This is a genomic window from Streptomyces sp. NPDC003247, from assembly GCF_042888135.1.
Taxonomy (GTDB): Bacteria; Actinomycetota; Actinomycetes; order Streptomycetales; family Streptomycetaceae; genus Streptomyces.
The window spans coordinates 41,293-62,607 of record NZ_JBIAPF010000006.1 but is presented as its reverse complement, the minus strand read 5'-3'; the positions used below and the strand labels follow the sequence as shown (position 1 = coordinate 62,607).

The following is a 21,315-nucleotide window of genomic DNA, read 5'->3' as shown; positions in this document are numbered from 1 at the left end:
CCAGCGGTTGGGCTCACAGATCCTCCAGTGCGTCGGCGACCGCGGCCAAGGCGTCGTCGTACGCCTGGACGAGCCGGTCGATGTGGCGGACGAGCCGTTCCGGGCGCTCCCCCGGGCCGTGGGGCGATGTGCTGCGGTGCGCGGTGTCCACGCGTACCGCTGTCCACCGGTGCGCGACCTGCTCCACGCGCCGTCCGGCCTCCGAGAGGCGGGGCAACCGCCAGCGCGCTCCGGTGCGGCGCAGCAGCTCTCCGTGGAGTGCGGCCTGCGCCTGCTGGCTCCACCCGAAGGTGTAGGTCTCGCCGATGGTCGCCACGTCCGCGGTGTGTACGGCGTGGACGAGTAGGTCCCGGTAGCGGTGCAGACCGGGTGTACCGGTCCAGTGTCCCGCCGGCCCGGTGCCGTCGCGGGTGAAGTCCCGCAGGTTGCGCCGCAGTACGGCGCGCAGTCGCCCTCTGGTCAGCGGCGGCTCCGCGGCACCGAGCCGGACGTCGAGCCAGCGGGCGTCGGCGGAGCCGCCGCTGAAGAACCGGTCCTGGTGGTCGACCGGCAGGTCGGAGCCGGCGGCCCGCAGCAGCTCCTCCAGCCGAAGGGTGCCCTTGAAGGCGGGCGGCATGGCGTCCGACACCCGTACCGTTCCCGCGTCCGGCTGCACGTCGAAGAGCACCAGCAGGTGCGCCGCGTGCACGTCCCGGTACGCGGGTCGGAACGGCAGGTGGTAGTTGTCGACGGCGATGACGGGCAGCCGTCCGGCCTCCAGCGTCTCCCGCCAGTGGGTGACGGAGTCCGGCCCCAGGGCGTGCCACCGGGAGGTCACCTCGGTGTGCGGCAGCACGCTCGCCGCGAGGTCGCCCGGGACGCGGCACGGCCAGTAGTACTCCTGCGGTCGCACGTCTCCGGGCACATGGCGGAACTCCCAGCCCGAACCCAGCGCCGCCAGCGGGTCCCGGCCCGCGTGGATCAGCACCGCGGCCAGCGTCGACTGGAGGCAGCTCACCGGATCCCGGTACCAGTGGGCCACGTCGGCGACCGTGGCGGGCGCGTCACCCGGCATCGCTCGGCCCTCGATCCGACCCGCACAGGGTCATGGCGACCACGTGGACCGCGATGTTCTCCGGGAAGCGGACGGCGTGCAGGGCGCACCTGCGGACGACGGGGACCCGCTGGCACCAGATCGTCCCCGGCACGTCCGGCTGCACATGGTGCGGATAGTGCATGACCGTGGTGGTGAGGGCGGCGGTCTCGCCGAAGACGGGGGGCGCCACCCAGTAGTCGGACACCCGCAGCGGCTCGAAGTCCACCGCGGTGTCGGCGAAATGCAGCGCCATCTCGTCCTCCACCCTTCGCTCACCGGCACACAGCAGGTAGATCCAGTCGAATCGACCGGTCGGGACCGCCAGCACCTGGCCCTCGCACCGCACATTGTCGAAACGGCCACCGTCGGCCGGCGGGAGGTCGAAAGGGACGTCCTCGACGGTGATCCGTCCCCCGTCCGGCAGCTCGTCCGCCGGCAGGGAGTTGCGCCATACGTTGAACGCGCCCTCGCGCGTGTTCGACTCCGTCGTCCAGGCGACGTTGTTCAAGTGGGCGCCCAGGTCGACACAGGTGTAAGCCGCTGCCATGTGCACCGCCCGTTCCTAGAAAGGAGTTCCGCAGTACGGCGCGTCGGTCGTGGAGAAGAGCTCGTCGGCCGCCTCGACGGAACCGGGAACCAGTTCCACCGCCAGGCCGGCCCGCACCAGGTGCCGCCACCTCGCTCCGCCGAGGTACACCCGCGCCAGGGCCCCCACGTCGGCGGCGATACCCGCCGGCCGCTGCGTGCGGGCCGCGCCGGCACCGCTGACCTCGTAGCGGCCGCTGTTGGCGGGCAGCAGAGGATCGCAGACGTCGATGACGACGGTGTGTCCGGGCCGGTACACACGGGAACTGAGCGCCGCCGGCACGTCGACGAGACGGATCCAGAGTTCGTCGTGCAGCTGCCTGTCACGCACCGCCCTGAGGTCGGTGAACAGGGTGGGCAGCAGATCGTCCGGAGGCAGTGAGACGAACTCCAGGACGTCGACGAGATCGAGGGACAGCAGATGGCGCAGGAGTCCCGCGTGGGCGGCGGGCGTGTGCGCGACGAAGTCGTCCACGACCACGGTCCGTTCGTGTCCGTGCAGCCACTCGGCCGGATGGGTGGGCCGGTAGTCGACGAAGCCCTCCTCGGCTCCGGGAGGACCGTAGACCGCCCGGTACGGTTTGATCGGCTGGGCCTGCTGGACGAGGTGGCACAGCAGCCACCAGCCGTCCGGCCGCTTGATGGAGCCGGTCCAGCCGGCGGTGTCGTAGATGCGGGACAGCACGTCCCGTGCGTCGTACTGGTCGACCAGCCGGATGCGGTCGTCGGCCTGCACTTCGTCACGGAGCCGGGCCACCGACCGGTGCACCCGTGCCGTGGCGTGTGTCGTCGCCGGCCCGAATCCGAATCGTCCGTACAGCACCGCCTCGGACGGGCAGAGCGTGGCGACGGCTTCCCCGCGGCGGGCGAAGTCCGCCAGCTGGTCCGTGATCAGGGTGCGCATGATGCCGCGCCGGGTGTGCGTGGGCAGCACACCGACATGGGTGACGGCCGCGGCGGAGACGCGCTTGCCACCGGGGACGGTGAGCCAGCTCGTGTACGAGTCCGAGCCACCGACGATCCGGCCGTCCGCGAAGGCACCGACGAAGCGGCCGGGCTCCAGGCCGGGCACGGGGTCGATGTCTCCCAGCGGAGGCAGACCGACCATGGTGCGCCAGAACACCCGGCACGCCTCGCTGAGTTCCGCGCGGTCGTACAGCGTCCGGTACTCGATGCCCGTCATCGGACCGTCCCGGCGTCGGCCTGCCGCTGCTCGGGCAGCAGGCGGATCATCGTCCAGGAAGCCGGCGGCAGTTGTGCTCGCAGCTGACCCTGGCCGATCTCGTGCCCGGCGCTGGGCCGCGGTGTCACCCGGTCCGGGGCCGCCTCCGTGTTGATCAGGTCGAGCCGGTCACCGCCGAGTTCGACGTGTTCGACGACGGCCATCCGCGGCAGGGCCCGCAGTTCCACCTCGAGTGTGGCCGCTTCGTCCCCGCGGTTCACCGCGAACAGGGCGAGGCCGCCGCTCTCCTGGTCATGGGTCGCCAGTACGTCCACGGCCGGTACGCCGCCGTAGGTGGCCGAGTGCACCTTCTCCACCTTCGGCTCGATGCGCAGGACCTCGCCGCGGGCGTGCCGCGCCATCAGCGCGAAGGGGTGGAAGGTGGTCTGGCGCCATGCCTCGCTGCCCGACTCGGCGCGGATCGGCGCGATGACGTTGACCAGCTCCGACATGCACGCGGAGGCGACCCGGTCGCTGCGCCTGATCAGGCTCATCAGCAGGCCGGCGAACGCGATGGCGTCCTCGGTGGTGTAGGCGTCCTCGATGAGCCGGGGTGCGATCTCCCATGTGTGGTTGCGCCTGGCGTAGAGCTCGTCCAGGTCGAACCGGCTCTCGTACCAGATGTTCCACTCGTCGAAGGCCACGCCCAGCTTCTTCTTGGAGCCCTGCTTGGCACCGATGTGGTCGGAGGTGGCCACCGCGGCGTCGATGATGTCCTCGACGACCAGGCCGGAGGCGAGGTATCCGGCCCGGTCGCCGTCGATGGGTTCGAAGTACCCGTGCAGCGACACGTGGTCGACGTACTCGTAGCAGTGCTCCAGTACCGTGGCCTGCCAGGTGTTCGGGCTGGGCAGGAAGCGCCACGCGCTGGCACAGGAGATGATCTCGATGGTGGGGTCGATGCGTTTCATCGCCTTGGCCGCCTCGGCCGCCTCGAGCCCGTACTGGACGGCCGACTTCTGCGCGATCTGCCAGGGGCCGTCCTGTTCGTTGCCCAGGCACCACAGCTTGATGTCGTACGGTTCGCGTACGCCGTGGGAGATGCGCAGGTCCGAGTACTTCGTCCCGCCGGGGAAGTTGGTGTACTCGATCAGGTTGCACGCGTCGGCGATGTCCCGGGTGCCGAAGTTGGTGACCATCATGGGCTCGACGTTCGCCAGGCGCGCCCACGCCATGAACTCGTTGAGCCCGAACGTGTTCGGCTCGATCTGCCGCCACGCCAGTTCGAGCCGGGACGGACGCTCCGCGACGGGGCCGACGCTGTCCTCCCAGTCGAAGCTGGCGACGAAGTTGCCGCCCGGGTAGCGGGCCATGGTGACGCCGAGTTCCCGCGTCAGCTCCAGCACGTCCTGCCGGTACCCGGCGGCGTCGGACTTCGCGTGGCCGGGTTCGTAGATGCCGCCGTAGATACAGCGTCCCATGTGCTCCACCAGCGTCCCGAACATATGGCGCGGGACGGACGCGATCGTGAAACTCGGTTCGATGACTACACCGCAGACAGTCATGCGTGGGTTTCTCCCGGGTCGAGGTGCTTGGCCAGGTCGGTTCCGATGTCCCGAACCACGGATACGAGTTCGGCGATGTCTTCCGAGCGTGTGCCGTAATGCAGGACACACGCCCGCAGTACCACCCGTCCCTGCAATCGGGTACTGGTGAGAAAAACACGTCCGTCCGTCTGCACCGCCGCCTCGATGGCACGGTTGAGGTCGTCCAGCCAGCCCGCTTCAGGGGCTGTTCCACTGGGCACGTACCGGAAGGCCACGATGGAGAGACCGACCGGTGCGGCCAGGTGCAGAAGCGGATCGTGTGCGATCAGGGAAGCCAGTTCCCGCGCGAGCGTCAGATGATTCTCGATCAGGGCGCGCAAACCGCTCCGGCCCATCTGCCGCATGACGGCCCAGAGTTTCAGCGCCCGGAAGCTGCGGGTCTGCTGAAAACCGAACTCGGCGAAGTCGGGACCTCCGATCCCGACCCCTTCCTCGGTCTGGAGATAGGGCGGTACGTACGCGAACGTCCTGCGCAGCAGTTCACCGTCCCTGACCATCGCGCACCCGCACTCGATGGGCACCGACATCCATTTGTGGGGGTCCATGCTCAGGGAGTCCGCGCGCTCCAGTCCGTCGAACTTCGGCGCGGTCCGGGGAGTGGCTTTCGCGATGGCTCCGTACGCGCCGTCGACGTGCAGCCACAGCCGGTGGCGCCGGCAGATGTCCGCGATCGCGTCGAGTGGGTCGACCGCTCCGGTGTTGACGGTTCCGGCGGTGGCGACGACGCAGAAGGGTCGCTCTCCGGCTTCGATGTCGTGCTCGATCCGGCGTACCAGGTCCTCGGGGCACATACGGTAGCCGTCGTCGACGGCGACGGTCCGCAGGGCCGAGGAGCCCAGTCCCAGGAGTTCGACGGACTTGCGGACGGAACTGTGCGCCTCCTCGGAGGTGTACAGGACGAGACGCCGGCCGTCGGGAGGATCGACGCCGTCTCTCCGGACGTCCCACCCGTCGGTCTCGGCGACCCACTGGCGGGCCGCGGCCAGGCCCGTCATGGTCGCCGTCGTTCCGCCGCTGACGAGGATTCCGGCCGCTTCGGACGGGAATCCCATCAGGTCCTTGAACCACCCGAGTACAGCGGTCTCCACGTGCAGTGCCGCGATGTCACCCACGTCGGCGCTCGGATTCTGGGCCGCCGCGAGCATGTCCGCGAGGACACCTATGGGTGCGGGTGCCGAGTTGACCCAACCGAAGAAGCGCGGGTGCCCGTTGCCCATGGGGTAGGGGAGCACGAGTTCGTCGATGTCCTTGAGCAGTTCGGCGGCAGGAGCCGGGGCGTCGCTCAACTCCTGCGTCCGTAACCGCGTCCTGACCGCTTCGGGCATGACCCGGAAGACGGGGCCGTTACGGATGTTCGTCAGATGGTCGACCACTAAGTCGGCCGTCTCGTGAGCCAGTCGACGGAATTCGTCCTCCGTGAGGGACGGACCGCCCTCAGTGCTCATGGCACAGATCCCTTCGGACGTCGTGGACCGTTACCGGTCTTGCCGCTGTGTCCTTCCAGACTTGTCCGTTCAGCTGGCAGCTGATATCGGCATGGGTGGCCATGAAGTCCACGGCGGTGCGGCGCACACGCTCAGAATTCGTTCGGCATCCGGGAGTCACCTGAGGGGCGTGATGCCGCACGAGGAAATGGGATGCGGGCGCGAAAAGACCGTCTCCTCGCGGAAGCGCACCTTATTGCGGATACGGGGCAGATGGATGCGGTCAGCAGTGGCCGACGTGTTCGGGAATGATGGAATGCTGCGCTGCGAACAGCGTTCGACATCTCGAACGTGCGAGGGCGGTTGTGGTCGGGTGACGGCCGGCAAGAAGTGGGCCGGAAGCGGTGGTCGGCGTTACTGCGGCTCCTGCTGGTTCTCCCCGAAAGCACTCCCGGGGATCCGGTCTCCGGTGTGGCCGCACCGCGGCACTCCGCCCGACTCCGGCCGGCGGTACACCCGGAGTCCGGGAGAGAACACCGTCGCAGGTGAACGGTGCGCCATCACGAACAGGCGAACGGAACAGACTCATCTAGTCAGCGCGCCAGCTTTACCGCGCTGCAATGAGCCTAGATGAGGAATTGCCGCGCTGCAAGAAGTCGGTCGACGCCGGTGCGGAGGCCGGCTCTTCGGGTCGGGACGGAGCAGGCCTCCATCCCCCTGCTGTCGGCGGCGTCGTGAAGTGGAACCCCTCGGCCGGCTGACCACGGCAGACAGTGCGGTGGGGCGGGAGGGGTCGGGGGAGCGGCGTCGGGCCGCGCAGGCGATGCGCGTCAGGAGCCGGAGGCCTGCGCGGCCTGGCGTCCCACGGTGCTCTGGCGTGCGATGAGCCGGTGCGGGGCGCGAATCTCCAGGCCGGGAACCTGAGTGGTGCTGCCGATGCGCTGGAGGAGCCGCTCGACCGCCGTTTCGGCGATCATCTTCTTGTCCGGCGAGATGGTGGTGACGGTGGGGTTGGAGTACCGCCCGTCCTCGATGTCGTCGTAGCCGACGACGGCGACGTCCTCGGGAACCCGCAGGCCCCGGGAGGCCAGCGTGTGCATGGCGCCGAGCGCCACCAGGTCGCTGTAGCAGAAGACGGCGTCCGGCGGCTCCTCCCGGTCGAGCAGGTGGGCCATGGCGGTGGCGCCGTCGGCGCGGTTGAAGCGCGGCGTGGAGATGATCAAGTCCTCGTGGACCGGCAGCCCCGCGTGTTCGTGGGCGAGCCGGAAGCCGCGGGTGCGCAACTGGGCTGCCTCGCCGGTGCGGTAGGGCTGGTCGCCGATCGCCGCGACGCGGCGTCGGCCGAGGCTGAGCAGGTGCTCGGTGGCTTCACGGGAGGCGGCGCTGTCGTCGATGCCGACGTGGTCGAAGCCGCCGTCGCTGACGCGTTCGCCGAGCACGATGAGCGGCAGACTCGCGTCGCGGACGGACAGGTCGGACTGGGCCAGGCCGAGCGGGCTGAAGATGACGCCGTCGAAGAGCAGGTGGAGGGAGCCTTGGGTGAGGAACTTCTTCTCGTGCTCCGGATCGCCTTCGGTCTGGTCGATCAGGACGTTGTAGCCCCGCACGCGAGCGGCACGGATGATGTCTTGCAGGAGCTCGGCGAAGTAGGGGGTGTCCAGGTAGGGCACCACCACGGCGATCTGACCGGAACGTCCGGCGGCGAGGTTGCGGGCGAGTACGTTCGGCCGGTAGCCGAGTTCGTCGACGGCCTGCTGGACACGGGCGCGGGTGCCCTCGGCGACCGGCGCGTAGCCGTTGACCACGTTGGAGACGGTACGGCTGGAAACGCCCGCTCGGATGGCCACATCGCGCAATGTGACGGGTCTTCCCATGTGTCACCTTCGCCTGGGATGCCGGTATTCGGAGTCGTCGAGTTACTGCCGCGTTACCTCTTGCAGCGCGGCAACTTCTTGGTTCACACTTCTGCAGCGCTGCAAAACAGCCTAACAGAGCGGCTCTCCCGGCACAGCGAACCGTCCCCTTCCCGGGCCGGGGAAGCGGGTTGCCCGGGAGGCCCGGCAGGCATGCACACAGCCGGAAGGAGACGGCCCGGACCAGACACGGGAATCGTTCACACCTCCTCGATCCTCTCTTCCTGCCACCTACCCGACGCCGGCGGCCCCAGCCTTCCTGCCCGAGCCGGGACCGCGAACCCCTACGGGATCCTTGCCGGGCCCCCGCGGCGCTACCCGCCGCCCTGCCGCAGTGGTCCGCGGCGGTTCCCGTTTCCGAGCCGACCGCCACCAGGACTCCCCGAGGCGGCAGGCCACCCGCCGTGCCGCGCCGAACCGCCGCCCAACAAGCACGCCCCCCGGGCGGGGCCGGGGTGGCCCCTGCCTGCCGCGTCGGAACTCCGTCCGTCGCCGAACCGCACTCGAAGCATCCGCCAAGACATCCGCTCACCCTCCTGTCACGGCCGTCCCGCGGCCGGCTGCGTCTACCTCCCGGAGCGATTTCTCATGCTGCATGCCTCCCTGACCGTCGATCCCGCCTTCCGCGTCGCCGAAGTCAACCCCCGCCTCTTCGGTTCCCTCGTCGAGCACATGGGCCGCTGCGTGTACACCGGCATCTACGAACCCGGCCACCCCCAGGCCGACGAGGACGGCCTGCGCCGCGATGTCCTCGCCCTCGTACGCGAGATGGGCGTGACCACCGTGCGCTACCCCGGCGGCAACTTCGTCTCCGGGTTCCGCTGGGAGGACAGCGTCGGCCCGGTGGACGAGCGTCCCCAGCGGCTCGACCTCGCCTGGCACAGCACCGAGACCAACGCCTTCGGCCTGCACGAGTTCCGCACCTGGACCGAGAAGGCCGGCATCGAACCGATGATGGCCGTCAACCTCGGCACCCGCGGGGTCGCCGAGGCCCTCGACCTGCTGGAGTACTGCAACCACCCCGGTGGCACCGCCCTGTCCGACCAACGGCGGGCCAACGGCGCCAAGGACCCCTTCGGCATCCGCATGTGGTGCCTGGGCAACGAGATGGACGGCCCCTGGCAGACCGGCCACAAGACCGCCGCCGAGTACGGCCGCCTCGCCGCCGAGACCGCCCGCGCCATGCGCCAGATCGACAACCGTCTGGAACTGGTGGCCTGCGGCAGCTCCAGCTCCTCCATGCCCACGTTCGGATCCTGGGAGGCCACCGTCCTGGAACACGCCTACGACCAGGTCGACTACATCTCCTGCCACGCCTACTACGAGGAGTGGGACGGTGACCTGGCGAGCTTCCTGGCCTCCGGGGCCGAACTAGACCAGTTCATCGACGACATCGTCGCCACCGCCGATCACGTCCGGGCCAAGTTGCGCAAGAAGAAGCGGATCAACCTCTCCTTCGACGAGTGGAACGTCTGGTACCTGTCCCGCTTCCAGCAGGAGGAGGTACCGACCGACTGGGCGGTGGCCCCGCGGGTCACCGAGGACGAGTACAACGTCGCCGACGCCGTCGTCGTCGGCGGCCTGCTGATCAGTCTGCTGCGGCACAGCGACCGCGTCACGGCGGCCTGCATCGCCCAGCTCGTCAATGTCATCGCACCCATCCGCAGCGAACCGGGCGGACCCAGCTGGCGGCAGACCACCTTCCACCCCTTCGCCCAGGCCGCCCGCCACGCCCGCGGCACCGTCCTGCGGGTCGAGCCCGTCGCGCCGGTGTACGACACCAAGCGGTCGGGCGAGGTGCCCGTCATCGACGCGGTCGCCACGCACATCTCCGGTGCGGAAGGCGAGGACGGCGACGAGCTGACGGTGTTCGCCGTCAACCGGCACCTCAGCGACACCACCGAACTCTCCGTCGATCTGCGTGCCTTCCCCGGCTACCGACTGGTGGAGCACTCGGTACTCAGCGACCCCGACGTCCGCGCCGTCAACACCGAGCAGCAGCCCGACCGAGTGCGTCCGCACCTCGCCGAGCCCGGCTCCCTCGACGGCGGCCGCCTGGTCGTCCGGTTGCCGGCCGTCTCCTGGAACGTCATCCGGTTGCGCCCCGTCGGCTGACCCGTCGCCGCGATCGGCGCCGGAACCCGCAACAGGCCCGCCGCCGGCGGCACCGGGATCTCCAGCTTCTCGGTCTCGTGCGGTGCGGGGCCCGTGATCGAGCGGGCCGCTTAGCATGCGGCTGGTGCAGAGCGGCCTTCGCCGGAGGTCCGGGTGGCGACGGACTGCCGGCGTCCGCGGGATGAGCAGGGCTGAGTCCCCGGCCCGCTGGGGCGGCCGCCGGCCGAGGTGCCGACCCGTGTGCCCCTCGTGGGGTGCGCCACCGCCTGGCCGCTGGAACGGTCGGCGAGGCCGGCCTCGCCCTCGGCCGTCCCGCCGTGACGCCCGGCTGACCGTTCACGGCAGGCGGCGGCTGGTCGCACGAGGACCTCCGGTGCGGTGCAGTCCTGGACAGCCCCACCACACCGGAGGTCCTCGCCATGATCAAGATCCGTGAGTGTCACCAACGCTCGTGAGCAGTACGCCTGGCCGCTCGTCGTCGCCGCAGAGGTGCGCGGCCACGATGTGACGAGCACTCACGACGGCGGTCAGAGGGCGATGACGTCCAGATCCGACGGGGCGATGATCGAACCCCGGTAGCCGATCGCGTCGGCAGCCGTCTGCGCCTTCGCGGAGAACGCGGCAGGGGCCTGCGGAATCGGCGTGTAGTGGCAGAGGACGAGTCGTCGCGCACCGGCGGCTTTCGCCACCCGAGGGAGGTCCGACACATCGGAGTGCGCCTGGAGCATGTGGGTGCGCAGTTCCTCCGCCTGGGCTTCCGGGAGCGAGGCGGTGATCCGGTCGATGAGCGAACTGTCCATCACCTCGTGCACGAGGACGTCGCAGTCGTGCGCGAGCCGGATGAGGTTGGCGTCGGGCGCGGCGGTGTCACCGGAGAAGACGACGACCTTGCCGCTCGCCTTGACGGTGAAGCGGTAGGCGTAGGCGTCCTTCACCTCAGGGCCGTGGAAGACGCGGGTCGCGTCCACTACGACGTTGTCGTCCTCCATGACCCGAACGATCGCCGAGGAGCCCGGCACCTTCACATCGTGCGCACGCAAGGTGGGATAGTCGGCGAAGCCGCCGGCGGCTTCGTAGAGCCGCACGTCCTGACCGAACATGGCCGTGAGTCCGGTGAGCTTCTGCTTGACGCCCGGCGGCCCCCACAGGGTGAGTCCGCCGAGGGCGCTGCGCGCGTAGGTCCAGCCGTGCAGGACCAGGTCGGGGAGACCGGACGTGTGGTCGACGTGGTGGTGGGTGAGGAACACGTTCTCGAGGTTCGCGAATCCCAGGCCCGAGGCGACCAGCTGGCGGGCCGTGTCGAGCCCGCAGTCCACGAGGTAGACGCTGCCGCCGGCGACCAGGGCCAGGGCGGGTTTCGCGTGCCCGACATTGACGGTGGGCCCGCCGTCGACGCCCAGCATGACGAGCCGGTCGGCGCCGGAGTCGACGGCCGCCGCCGTATCCGCCGCGGCAGGCGACGCCGACCACAGGCCCGACGCCGTCAGCCCGCCGGCCACGACCAGTCCCGTCTGTACGACCCGGCGCCTGGACACCGGTGACGCATCGGCTCCGGTCCTCGTGCCGTCGGGTGACAGTCCGGCCGGTGCGGAGTGGAGGGGCGGGTCAGCACACATGTCGGCTCTTTCCGTACGGCCGTCGTCGACGGCGGGGACGATGCGGGGGGCGGGTACGGTCGGTCGAGGGGCCACGGGGGTTCACGGCCGACTGCCGCGGCCAATGAGGGGCGGGGGCGTCACGGTCGTGGTGACGAAGGATGGGGCAGAGAGCAGGCGGGAGGGCTGCCGTCGGGCAGGGCGGGAGTCGCTGGCCGAAGGGGGGCGACTCTGCCGGCCGCAGAGATCACCGCTTCAACAGGTGAGGACTTCTGGCGGTCGGTCGCGGAGATCACTGCTTCAACGGGTGGGGGCTTCCGGCGGCGCCGTGAGGGGCTGCCCGCCGGGACGAAGGACGCGGGAGGCGCCGCCGCTGTCGCGCGGGCTCGTTCTGCGCTGGTACGCCAGGAGGCCGAGGAACCCGGCGAGGAAGCCGCTGATCAATCCGGAAACGGCGTGATGGGCTGCGTTGGCCGCCGGGCCGGAGGGCATGCCGACGACGATGTAGTTGGCCAGTGCGCTCATGACCGCGCCGATGACGCCTCCGATCAAGCCACTGGTCAGCGCGGTGGACGTCGGCCCTGCCCGGTGCCCGGAACCCACGTGGGTGGTGCCGGCGCAGGACGCGGGGTCGGAGCATGGCGGCTTTGGGGCGGAGGAGGACGTGTCGTCGGACGGGATCATCGTTGATTCCTTGGGTGTGCGGGTGTGTCTCGAGGCCGCGCCGCCGTCGCCCGCAGTCGCGGACCGCCGAAGCGACCGGACCGGGGCGGGCACGGCGACCGAAAGGCTCAACGGCCGGCTCCCGGTGGGGGCGGCCGCCTGGGGGCAGTGAGGCTGATGCCGATCCCGGGCAGATGACCGTCGCGAGCGACGCGACGGCGGATGGCGGCGTGGCGGTGTCGGTACGGCGGCGGCAGGGGGTGGTGCGCCGGACGTGCTCCCGGTCCCTTCGGCGGGCCCGGAATGTCAGTAAGCCTGACATGGCTTTCGGTACCTCGACAAGACGCGCGGCGAACAAAGTCGTGGCTTCCGCAGTACGTGAACCAACCGGCCCGGAACCAACCGGCCCGGCCCCGGGCTGCCACCCTCAAGATGCTGCCCAGCGCGAAGGGCAGCGCACGGCGGTGAAGCCGCGAGCCGCCTCGGCGCCCCCGTCCCTGGCGCGGGTGAGGTCGGCGGCGGTGTCGAGGCGTCATGGCGAGGCGGGCTGCGCAGCGAGCGGACCGTCAGCGAGGGTGACGGTCATCCACGGTGCGGCCTCCTCGCGAAAGGAGTGTCCGACGGGATCGGTGCCGCTGCGGTCGTCGAGACCGAAGCCGGTGACCATGATCATGTCCGAGTCGTCGGCGACGGAGACGAGATGCGTTCCACGGAGCGGGCAGAAACCGCGGCGCAGGGTCGGCCAGGTTGCCTACCACGTCGGCTCGCCACCGGGGCCGGTCCACGTCAGCCCGTCCCTGCGGAAGCCGAGCCACAGGACGGCCGGGCCGCCGGAGATCCGGGTCTCGTGTCGGCAGGAGCACAGATGCGGATCATCCGGGACACCTGCACCTGGTACACGATGTTCTCGCACTCGCGGCGTCCGGTCCTCAGCGCAATGGCCGTACCCGCTGCGTCGACGTCCGGGTCCGTGTCCCCGGATGAGGTGTGATCCGGGTGGCGGGAGGGACCGTCTGGCCGGGGCGGCGGGAGGAGCTGCGCATGGAACTCCTTGTCCGTAGGCGCCCGTTGGGCCGATGACACTGGGTGGGGCATCACGCGAAGGGGCTTCACCAAGGTCGGGGTGGGCTGTCCGTAAGTCCTGAGGCGGCCGGGCCGCCGCAGGGGAGGCCGAGACGGGTGAAGTACTCGGTGGCGAGGATGCTGTCCCGCCTCTGGGCGTCGGCACGGGACAGCAGTGCGGGCAGCGGTCGCCTGCCCCTGAGTTGGCTGATGTGTGAGCAGACGGCGGCCCATTTATGGTCGAGCCAGGCCGTCACGTCCACGACGGCGGTCACGTACTCATCGGGTACGGCCAGCAGGGTTTTCCCGACCTCGCTCAGCAGCGGCTCGAGGTCAGTGATCCCGGACCGGGGGTGGGTTGCGGCGTAGAAGGCCGAGGGGTGCCAGGGCTCGCCGGCGTCGGGGTACAGGTGCGGCAGTCCGGCGGCTTCGACGGCGAGAAGGGTGATCTGGTGGGTGCGCCTGTGGTCCGGGTGTCCGGTCAGCTGGCCCAGGGCGTCGTGGCCGATCACGATGTCGGGCTGGAACTGGCGGATGTGTACGACCAGGCGGCCGACGGCCTCGTCCAAGGGCGCGTCGACGAGGCGTACGGCACCGCCGGGTGCGGAGTCGGGGTTGCGCGCGTCGGCGTAGCCGAGCAGACGCGGGGCGCCGGCGCTCAAGGCCGTCAGGGCGTCGGCGAGTTCGGGGGCACGGTGGCTGTCGGCCGTCCAGGTGGCGGTGACGACCGCGGTGCGGGCGCCCGCGGCGGCATGCAGGGCGAGAACTCCGCCGGCGAGGAGGGATTCGTCGTCCGGGTGTGCGAAGACTCCGAGGACGGAGGGTGCGCTCGGTTGCGTCACGGGGGTGCCTCCGGGCAGGGGCGGTTCGGTCAGTGCGTGGGGACGGGGGTGTGGGTGAGCTCTTCGGCCCGGCGGGCGATGAGCGGGGCGAGGGTGGGGTGGACGCCTCTGGCGCAGGCCTGGAGGAGCTGGGCGAGCGCGACGAGTTCGCCGGTTCGGCCGGCGTCCGTGTTCAGGACGTGGGCGAACTCGCGCCGGATGCGGGCGGCGGTCGCGGGCGCGGCGAGGGTGTACGCGTGGAGAAGGCCGAGGTCGTAGCCGACGGGGAGGCGCCCCCAGTTTTCCCAGTCGAGCATGACCAGGGGCGCACGGGTGAGGTTCGCCCAGTGCAGATCGGCATGCCCGGTCGTCGTCTCATGGATCCGTACGGCGTCGATGCCGAGGAAACGGCGGAAGTTCCGGTCGATCCAGCCCTGCCGTACGGACTCCCGGTCGGTGGGCACCGTCGCGAGCGTGCTCAGGGCGTTCCTCAGGTCCGTCCACCAGGCGTCGGGCAGAGCGATGTCCTGGGCGAGGGCGGGACTGCCGAGGGTGACCGGTGGGACGGGCACGTACTCGGTGAGCTCGGCCCGGTAGGCGACTTCCGACGCGGTCCAGTCGAGGACGCCGCGCAGCCGCGGCCGCGGTACCGATCGCGGCACCTGCGTGTCCGCGGTCGCCGTGCCTTCCCACAGCCGGCCGCCGGCCCGGTCCATCGCGGCGGCGACGACCCGGAGCCAGCCGTCCCCGGTCCGGCGTCCGAGGGTGCGGCCCTGCCATCCCCACACCTCCGGCCCCGACGCGGACACCTGCAACCGCTGCGCGGCGGCCGCGTGCGCGCGCCGCATCCGCTCCCTGTCGTCGTGTTCCTTCGGCGCGGTGAACACCGTCTCGCGTGCCGCCGGTTCCACCGTCACACCCCCTCCGTCACGACGCCGGCCCCGGGGCGCTCGACGGGGCGGGGCAGCAGCGCGTCACGCCCCGGCCATCGGAACACCAGGCGGCAGTGCTCCTTGTCCAGGACGTCCCCGGCGGGCAGCAGATCGTCGGGCGTGCCGGCCGGGTGGACCGTCAGGGCGGGGTCGGCGTGCTTGCTGTTGTCGTCGGCGCGCACGTGGCGGTCCCAGGCCCGGACCGTGGCCGCCAGCCGCTCGGCGAGCTGTGGGCCCTGCTTGCCGAAGGCGTGGACGACCCACTCCCACTCCTTGTCCTCCGGGCGTTCGCCGTCCTGGGTCTGTACGTGGGTCAAGTAGGCGAGCGAAGCGTCGCCGACGATCGCGGGTGCGTCACGGTCCTTCGCGATGCCGGTCACACCCTCGTCCGGGTCCTGGTGGGCGGCCAGTCGGCAGGAGCTGGGCAGGGTGGTGGCCGCGTACAGCTGCAGTGAGCCGAAGAAGACGCCCGCCCCCATGACCACACCGGTGGCGACCTCGTGCCGCGGCCCGCGCAGCGCCTCCTCCAGGCCCGCCGTCGGGGCGGCGGCACCGTCGTCGAAGCGGAGCGTCAGGCCGCCGTCGAGAAGGGAGACGACCGGGGTGGCGCGGGCCTGCTGCCCCTGGTCGCGGACGAAGCCGCAGTAGGTGAAGTGGCGGGCGTGCAGCACCTGGCCGCGCCGCTCGAAGGCGATCGCCCGGGTGTAGCCGCCGATCTCCAGCGGAAGGACGAGGCGTCCGCCCCCGGCCAGCTGTTCCCGCCAGGCCGGGGCGATGTCCCAGCAGCTGTAGGTGATCACGCTGCCGTCGAAGCCGCCGCGGGGCACGAGGTGGGCGGGTGCGCCGAGGGCCGCGTCGGCTTCGACGACGGTGACGCGTCCGCTGCCGGCCTCCGTGGTGAACCGGCGGGTGCGGCGCACGACCCACGGGTCGATGTCGACGGTGACCACGCGCCCGTCGGGTCCGGCGACGTGGGCGATCAGCTCGGCGTTGTAGCCGCCGGATCCCGCTTCGAACACGATCGCACCCGGCTTCAGGCACAGGTTCTCGATCATGTCGGCCTGGAGCCACGCCGAGGACACCGAGCTGAGCGCCGCTCCGGCCTCGTCGCGCCGGGTGATCACGGCCCGGTCGCCGCCGTCGTACGCGGCCGAGAGGTCCGCTTCCGGGGCGAAGCGGTGGCGCGGAACGGTCCGCAGCGCGTCGCGGACCGGCTCGGACGGGGCCCAGCCGCCGTCGATCACCGTCTCGGCCATCGCCTGACGCAGCCGGACCGCCTCGGCCGGCTCACCCGGCACCATCGGCTGCTCGACGGCGACGGGGTAGGAGACCACGGGCGGCAGGTCGGGAACGACTCCGGGCCACACGGCATCCAGCGCCTGCGCGGCCGGGACGAACACGGCGCCGACGCGGGCAAGAGCGTGCAGGTCGTAGAACTCCCAGCGGTCGAACAGCTCCGGTTCCCGGTTGGCCGGGGTTCCCGTCCACGCGGTGATACGGACGACCGCCGTGAGCCGCGGAACGCCGTGACTGTCGTCGACCAGCATCGTCACCACGTGCGCATCCGCCGGATCGGCGACCAAGCCCGTGTCCTCGGCGAGTTCACGCACCGCCGCGGCGGCGAAGTCCTCCGATGCGGTGGTCTTGCCGCCGGGCAGATCGAGCATGCCGTGCCGGGACCGGCCGAGCAGGACCCGCCCGGCTTCGTCGGTGACGACGGCGAGGGCCCCGGTCAGGGCGTGCCCGGTGGTCGGCCTCTTCTCGACGGTCCGGGTGTCGGTGTGGCAGGGCCCGCGCAGGACCAGGAAGGCCAGACCGTCCGCGTCCAGCCGCTCCACCGTCTCCCATCCGGCGGCGGCCAGGGCGATCTCGTCCTCGTCCAGGGCGATTCCGCGCCGCTCCGCAGGCGTGTTCTCCACCACCGGCGTGATGACGACGAGAGCGCCGCCGTCCCGCAGCCGCTCACCCAGCCTGTGCATGAGGCGACGGCGGTCCTTCACGAACGGGTACATCAGCCGCAGCACGACCAGGTCGTACCCCTTCTCGTGCAGCGGGGCCGGATCGTCGCGCTCGATGTCCAGCCGCAACCAGCGCACGCCCTCGACGTCGGCGTGCTCCGCGCGGGCCCGGGCGATCGCACTGGCGGCGAAGTCGACGGCGTCCACGGTGTAGCCGAGGGAGGCGAGACAGACGGACATCTCGCCGGTTCCGCAGCCCACGTCGAGCGCCCGCCCGCCGTCGGGGGCAGGGGCGTGCTCGGCGAGCAGATCCCGCTCGCGCTCACCGACCCGCCGGAATCCCTTGCCGTCGCCGTAGTGCTGCTCCCACTGATCGCGGGCGATGTACGTCACCGTGCTGCTCCTCGTGTAGCGGGGTGGTGGCCAGGGTGTTGTGCGGCGCGGAGCCGGGCCAGGGTGCGCCGGCCGCGCTCCACCAGCTCGGGATCGCCGTGGGCGGCGCCGTAGGAGACGCCGGAGACGGCGTCCAGGACGGAGAGGACCGTGAGCTGGGCCTCTTCCTCCGCGGTGAAGGGGCGGCCGTAGCCGTCCATCACGGCTTCCAGAAGGTCCGGACGGCCGTGCCAGGCATCGGACAGCCGCACGAAGTCCCGTACCGCCGGGCCTTCCTCCGATCTCTCGAAATCGATCACGTACAGGGCGTCGGCGGCTTCGTCCCATCGCAGATTGCGGGGCTGGAAGTCGCCGTGCGTGGGCACCGCCTCCCGGGCGGGCAGGCCGGCGGCCCTCTCGGCCGTGGCGCGGCCGAACTCCTCGTCCCCCGGCGCGAGGTGGGGCCGGGCTCCGTCCAGGTGCCGCCCCAGCTTTCCCAGCGGCGGGGCGCCGGCGGCGGCCGGACGGGGTGGGGAGCTGTGGTGGATGGCGGCTGCGAGCCGCCCGATGCGGTGGAAGATCCGGCGCTGCTGCTCGGGCGGGTGGGCGGCACCGTGCAGGGACCGGCCTCCCACTGCGGTGAGCACCACGGCCCGCAGCCCCGCGTCGGCGGCCACCAGCCTCGGCGCGGCCGCGCCGAGGCGGACGACATAGCCGCGGAGCGCGGCTGCTTCTCGCTGGTGGAAGCGGGCGTTCTGGTGGATCTTGACGTACCAGGTGCCGCCCTCGGCGCCGCGCGCCCGCCATACGCGGCTCTCCTCGCGGGCCCAGGAGACATCCGTCCAGGTGATGATCCGGCCCACCGCCCGCTCGGTGAAGGCGCGCACCGCAACGTCCGGGACGGTGCCGCAGTCGGTGCGGTCGGGGACCAGGACCAGTCGGTCGGCAGCCGGGGCATGGGCGATCGGGTCGCCGGACTCCTGGAAGTGCACGGCCATCCGCGCGCCGGCCCGGTAGGCCTCCAGCCCGGCCCGGCAGTACGCGGCCATCGGCTCCGGCAGCGCGTCGAGCGGGAACCAGCCCAGGGCGTCGCACACCCGGGGTGCCACGACCTGCGGGGTGCCGTGCCGGCGCCTCACCTCGAAGAACACCCCGAGACGGGCGCCGCCGGCGGGGGAGCGGTGGTGCACGGTGACGGCCGCGCGGACATCGGCCGGATCGACCGCGACGCCGGCCTCCTCCCGGGTCTCGCGCACCAGCGCCGTGACCATGTCCTCCCACGGACCGTCCACATGCCCGCTGACCAGATGCCAGCAGCCCGCCGCGTACACGTCACCGGCCCGCCGGGACAGCAGCACCTCAGGTCCCGCCGTGCCGTCGCGCAGGGCGATCAGGTGAACGTCGAGCGGCTCGGTATGCCGCCGGGTGCCGGTCACGCGGCACCGCCGGGGCGGCGCGCGAGCAGCACGGTGAACACCGCGTCCTCCTTCAGGACGCCGCCGCGGGCAGGGGCCTTGAGGAGCCGGAGCGCTTCGGCCTCGAACTCGCGGTGGCGGCCGGCGAGCAGGGCGGGGTCGGGAACGCCGTGCTGGGTGGCGGCCAGGAGGCGGACCGCCGCGTCCGGCAGGCCGGGACGGTAACGGGCGTGGTCGGCGGCCTCGGACCCGAACAGGGCGTCGTCCGAAACCACCGCAGAGGCCGACTGGTCGGGGCGGGTCATCGCGAATCTCCAGGGACGTGGGGGAGTTGCCAGGTCAGAGCGCCGTTCGGGCTCGTGGCACGCTGGACGTCATCGGCGTCGAAGCGGAGCTGGTACACGGCCGGTCCACCGGCCGCCCGCCAGCGGGCGGCGACATCCTGGACCTCCGCCCAGATGTCCCGGGGGCCGCAGGTCGTCACGTCCCACCGGCGGTAGCCGACCGGTCTCACCCGCATCCACGACCCGCACCGGGGCGCGCCGATCGTCAGGTCCTCGGCACCGAAGTGGCGCACCGACCCCGGGTACAGAGCGTCCAGGGCCAGCCACATCCCGCGTGCCGTGTCCGCCGGCGGCGCCAGCCGGCTGCGCCGCGTCCGCCCTTCGGCCGTGGTGATCGTCGCGCGGAACCCGGCGGACAGGAACAGCCGGTCGAAGCCGGCACCGGCGCGATGCCCGAACTCGACCGCGCGCAGCTCCGCCCCGACGGTCCCGTCCGGCCGTTTGTCGATCACGGCCAGGCCCGGCCACGACGGCGACGACGTCCCGAGCGTCATCAGGGCGCGCCCGCCCAGAGCCAGCTGCTCCACCAGGGCCTTCGGCACGCGGCGGACGGCGAAGGAGACGAACATCCGGTCGTAGGGAGCCGCGTCGGCCCACCCCCAGGTGCCGTCTCCGGTCGCAACGGTCGGCCGGTAGCCGAGTGCGGACAGGCGCTCGCGGGCGCCCGCGGTGACGTGCGGGTCGATGTCGAGGGTGACGACGCCGGCGTCGCCGCACACGAAGCACGCCACCGACGCGGTCACCCCGGCGCCGGTCCCGACGTCCAGCACTCGCTGCCCGGGCCGCAGGTCCAGCTGCCGAAGCAGGTCCGCGGTCATGCCCATCGTGCTCGACATCGCGGTCATGGAGCCCCCGCGGCGCGGACCGGCAGCGCGGCCGACGATCGGCTCGCCGTCGTGCTGGATCGCGACACTGTCCCCGCTGTGCAGCCGCTCCAGCAGCTCGTCCCGGTCGGCCGGGCGGGACCAGTCCAGCAGATCCCAGCGCGGCGGGTCCTCGTCCGGGACGCCGCGCCGCACGTACGCCTGGGGCATCAGGATCTGGCGCGGCAGCGCGAGCAGGGCCGCACGCACCGGCCCGGGGCCCAACTCTCCGCTCTCCTCGAGCCGGGCGACCATCGCCGCCCGGGCGGCCGCGGCCCCGGACGCGGCGTCGGCGGACTGAGACGGCGGGAGAGCCACGGTGGGCATCAGGGCGCCCGGCACGACCCCGCCCGCCTCCGGCACCTCGCGCAGCGCCGCGGCGAGCAGCGAGCGCTCGTCGGGCTCGATGCGGCTGACGGGGGTGAGCAGGGGACCGTCGGTGGCCCGGTGCCAGATGTGCAGGACGCGGCGCCGGCGGCTGGTCACGACAGCGCTGCGGGTGCCGTGACGTGCTCAGGCAGCGTCGTGCGGGCGGGCACGTCGACGGGCCCGTCCAGCGCTGCGAGCAGCCCGGCCAGGGCGTCACGCTGGTCAGGGTGGCGGTCGATGTGCGCCTCGACGGTCTTACGGATCGCGGAAGAGCTGGGTGGCATGAGCGTCGTCTCGCCTTCGACGTGGGGGCGGTTCTGTGGGCGGGGCCGGGGAACTCGCACTGGTGGGTCAGCTCGCCGTCTCCTGATCGGGCGGCTGGGTGCCTCGGGAGCCGGCCGCGGCCTTCGGCAGGTTCCCGGCCCCGTCGCTGCCTGGTTCGATCTACGTCGATGCGCTCCCCTCGTGGACGTGATGGCGGTGTCGATGTGTTCGCCGGTGTGTTCAACGACGCCGCCGGGATGTCGAACGCCTGCTCTTTCGGACGGGTTGTGCACCCTGGGATCGAGCGGTTCTCCGAAGGTGCTCAGTGCACCGACCCTTGCCGCGCAAGAGCACACGCTCGCTGGCCGATTGGCCGAAACGCCGACGCTCGGGCGCTGTGGCGGTGCCTGATGAGGAACGCCTGGCTACGGGCTCGGGGTCCCGCTGGGTTTCGGCCCGGTGGCGACGATCGCCTCGGTGCGGATCACCTCGTCGAAGCGCCCGGACGACGTGGAGGTGAGGAGCGCCGCGCGCAGGTCCTGCTCGAAGTCGTCCTCTCTGCCGCCGAGCTGGGCGGGGCTGGAGTGGGAGAGAGCCGACGCCGAGCGACCCCGATGGGGCACTTCGTCAGCCCCACGGGTGAGCGCTTCGACCGGCTTTCCTGTCGGCTGTCCTGTCGAAGCGCATCTGTCAGATAGTGGTCCGGCGATCTGCGGGGATGCCATGTGGTGGGGGGAACCATGGCGGCCGATGTCCTTAAAGGACCTGGATCTCGA

Annotated in this window: 18 protein-coding genes; 1 reads left to right on the top strand and 17 read right to left on the bottom strand. The window is 71.5% G+C overall.

Annotation, left to right across the window (positions count from 1 at the left end; all coding sequences use genetic code 11):
- Positions 1–13 precede the first annotated feature (13 nt).
- From ACFYWQ_RS21225 to ACFYWQ_RS21200, 6 genes are all read right to left on the bottom strand, one after another.
- Positions 14–1,054, bottom strand: a complete 1,041-nt coding sequence (locus ACFYWQ_RS21225) for a BtrH N-terminal domain-containing protein (protein ID WP_389518402.1) — start codon at positions 1,052–1,054, stop codon at positions 14–16.
- A complete protein-coding gene (locus ACFYWQ_RS21220; protein ID WP_389518401.1) occupies positions 1,044–1,622 on the bottom strand; it encodes a hypothetical protein in 579 nt (192 codons plus the stop codon). The genes ACFYWQ_RS21225 and ACFYWQ_RS21220 overlap by 11 nt, the downstream gene beginning before the upstream one ends.
- A 15-nt stretch (positions 1,623–1,637) precedes the next feature.
- Positions 1,638–2,843 carry a GNAT family N-acetyltransferase gene (locus tag ACFYWQ_RS21215; protein ID WP_389518400.1) on the bottom strand — a complete coding sequence of 402 codons (1,206 nt, stop codon included), beginning with the start codon at positions 2,841–2,843 and terminating at the stop codon, positions 1,638–1,640.
- A complete protein-coding gene (locus ACFYWQ_RS21210) occupies positions 2,840–4,387 on the bottom strand; it encodes an alpha-N-arabinofuranosidase (RefSeq protein ID WP_389518399.1) in 1,548 nt (515 codons plus the stop codon). The genes ACFYWQ_RS21215 and ACFYWQ_RS21210 overlap by 4 nt, the downstream gene beginning before the upstream one ends.
- Positions 4,384–5,874: a pyridoxal phosphate-dependent decarboxylase family protein gene (locus ACFYWQ_RS21205; RefSeq protein ID WP_389518398.1), complete on the bottom strand. Its 1,491-nt coding sequence runs from the start codon at positions 5,872–5,874 to the stop codon at positions 4,384–4,386. Before ACFYWQ_RS21205 ends, ACFYWQ_RS21210 begins: the two co-directional genes overlap by 4 nt.
- Positions 5,875–6,683: 809 nt before the next feature.
- Positions 6,684–7,727: a LacI family DNA-binding transcriptional regulator gene (locus tag ACFYWQ_RS21200; protein WP_389518397.1), complete on the bottom strand. Its 1,044-nt coding sequence runs from the start codon at positions 7,725–7,727 to the stop codon at positions 6,684–6,686.
- Positions 7,728–8,354: 627 nt separating this feature from the next.
- Here ACFYWQ_RS21200 and ACFYWQ_RS21195 point away from each other — a divergent pair.
- On the top strand, positions 8,355–9,881 hold the full coding sequence (locus ACFYWQ_RS21195) for an alpha-N-arabinofuranosidase (RefSeq protein WP_389518396.1): 1,527 nt from the start codon (positions 8,355–8,357) through the stop codon (positions 9,879–9,881).
- Between the two features lie 527 nt (positions 9,882–10,408).
- On the opposite strand, the gene ACFYWQ_RS21190 is transcribed toward ACFYWQ_RS21195, so the two are convergent.
- From ACFYWQ_RS21190 to ACFYWQ_RS21140, 11 genes are all read right to left on the bottom strand, one after another.
- Entirely contained in the window at positions 10,409–11,416 is a 1,008-nt protein-coding gene (locus tag ACFYWQ_RS21190; RefSeq protein ID WP_389518395.1) for an MBL fold metallo-hydrolase, read from the bottom strand.
- Between the two features lie 360 nt (positions 11,417–11,776).
- Positions 11,777–12,160, bottom strand: coding sequence for a hypothetical protein (locus ACFYWQ_RS21185; RefSeq protein ID WP_389518394.1), 384 nt, complete (start codon positions 12,158–12,160; stop codon positions 11,777–11,779).
- A 511-nt stretch (positions 12,161–12,671) separates the two neighbouring features.
- Positions 12,672–12,812 (bottom strand): hypothetical protein, encoded by a 141-nt coding sequence (locus tag ACFYWQ_RS21180; RefSeq protein WP_389518393.1) that lies wholly within the window; start codon positions 12,810–12,812, stop codon positions 12,672–12,674.
- A gap of 436 nt (positions 12,813–13,248) precedes the next feature.
- Complete coding sequence (locus tag ACFYWQ_RS21175; RefSeq protein ID WP_389518392.1) at positions 13,249–14,043, bottom strand: PIG-L deacetylase family protein; 795 nt, start codon at positions 14,041–14,043, stop codon at positions 13,249–13,251.
- A 29-nt stretch (positions 14,044–14,072) separates the two neighbouring features.
- Entirely contained in the window at positions 14,073–14,939 is an 867-nt protein-coding gene (locus tag ACFYWQ_RS21170) for a hypothetical protein (protein WP_389518391.1), read from the bottom strand.
- A complete protein-coding gene (gene fxlM / locus ACFYWQ_RS21165; protein WP_389518390.1) occupies positions 14,936–17,305 on the bottom strand; it encodes a methyltransferase, FxLD system in 2,370 nt (789 codons plus the stop codon). Before fxlM ends, ACFYWQ_RS21170 begins: the two co-directional genes overlap by 4 nt.
- Positions 17,302–18,720, bottom strand: coding sequence for a phosphotransferase (locus tag ACFYWQ_RS21160; protein WP_389518389.1), 1,419 nt, complete (start codon positions 18,718–18,720; stop codon positions 17,302–17,304). The genes fxlM and ACFYWQ_RS21160 overlap by 4 nt, the downstream gene beginning before the upstream one ends.
- The gene (locus tag ACFYWQ_RS21155; RefSeq protein WP_389518388.1) at positions 18,717–19,004 is read right to left on the bottom strand and encodes a hypothetical protein; all 288 of its coding nucleotides are present in this window, start codon (positions 19,002–19,004) and stop codon (positions 18,717–18,719) included. The genes ACFYWQ_RS21160 and ACFYWQ_RS21155 overlap by 4 nt, the downstream gene beginning before the upstream one ends.
- Complete coding sequence (locus tag ACFYWQ_RS21150) at positions 19,001–20,392, bottom strand: protein-L-isoaspartate O-methyltransferase (protein WP_389518387.1); 1,392 nt, start codon at positions 20,390–20,392, stop codon at positions 19,001–19,003. The genes ACFYWQ_RS21155 and ACFYWQ_RS21150 overlap by 4 nt, the downstream gene beginning before the upstream one ends.
- Positions 20,389–20,559: a hypothetical protein gene (locus ACFYWQ_RS21145; protein WP_389518386.1), complete on the bottom strand. Its 171-nt coding sequence runs from the start codon at positions 20,557–20,559 to the stop codon at positions 20,389–20,391. Before ACFYWQ_RS21145 ends, ACFYWQ_RS21150 begins: the two co-directional genes overlap by 4 nt.
- A 405-nt stretch (positions 20,560–20,964) precedes the next feature.
- Positions 20,965–21,162 carry a hypothetical protein gene (locus ACFYWQ_RS21140; protein ID WP_389518385.1) on the bottom strand — a complete coding sequence of 66 codons (198 nt, stop codon included), beginning with the start codon at positions 21,160–21,162 and terminating at the stop codon, positions 20,965–20,967.
- Positions 21,163–21,315: the final 153 nt, after the last annotated feature.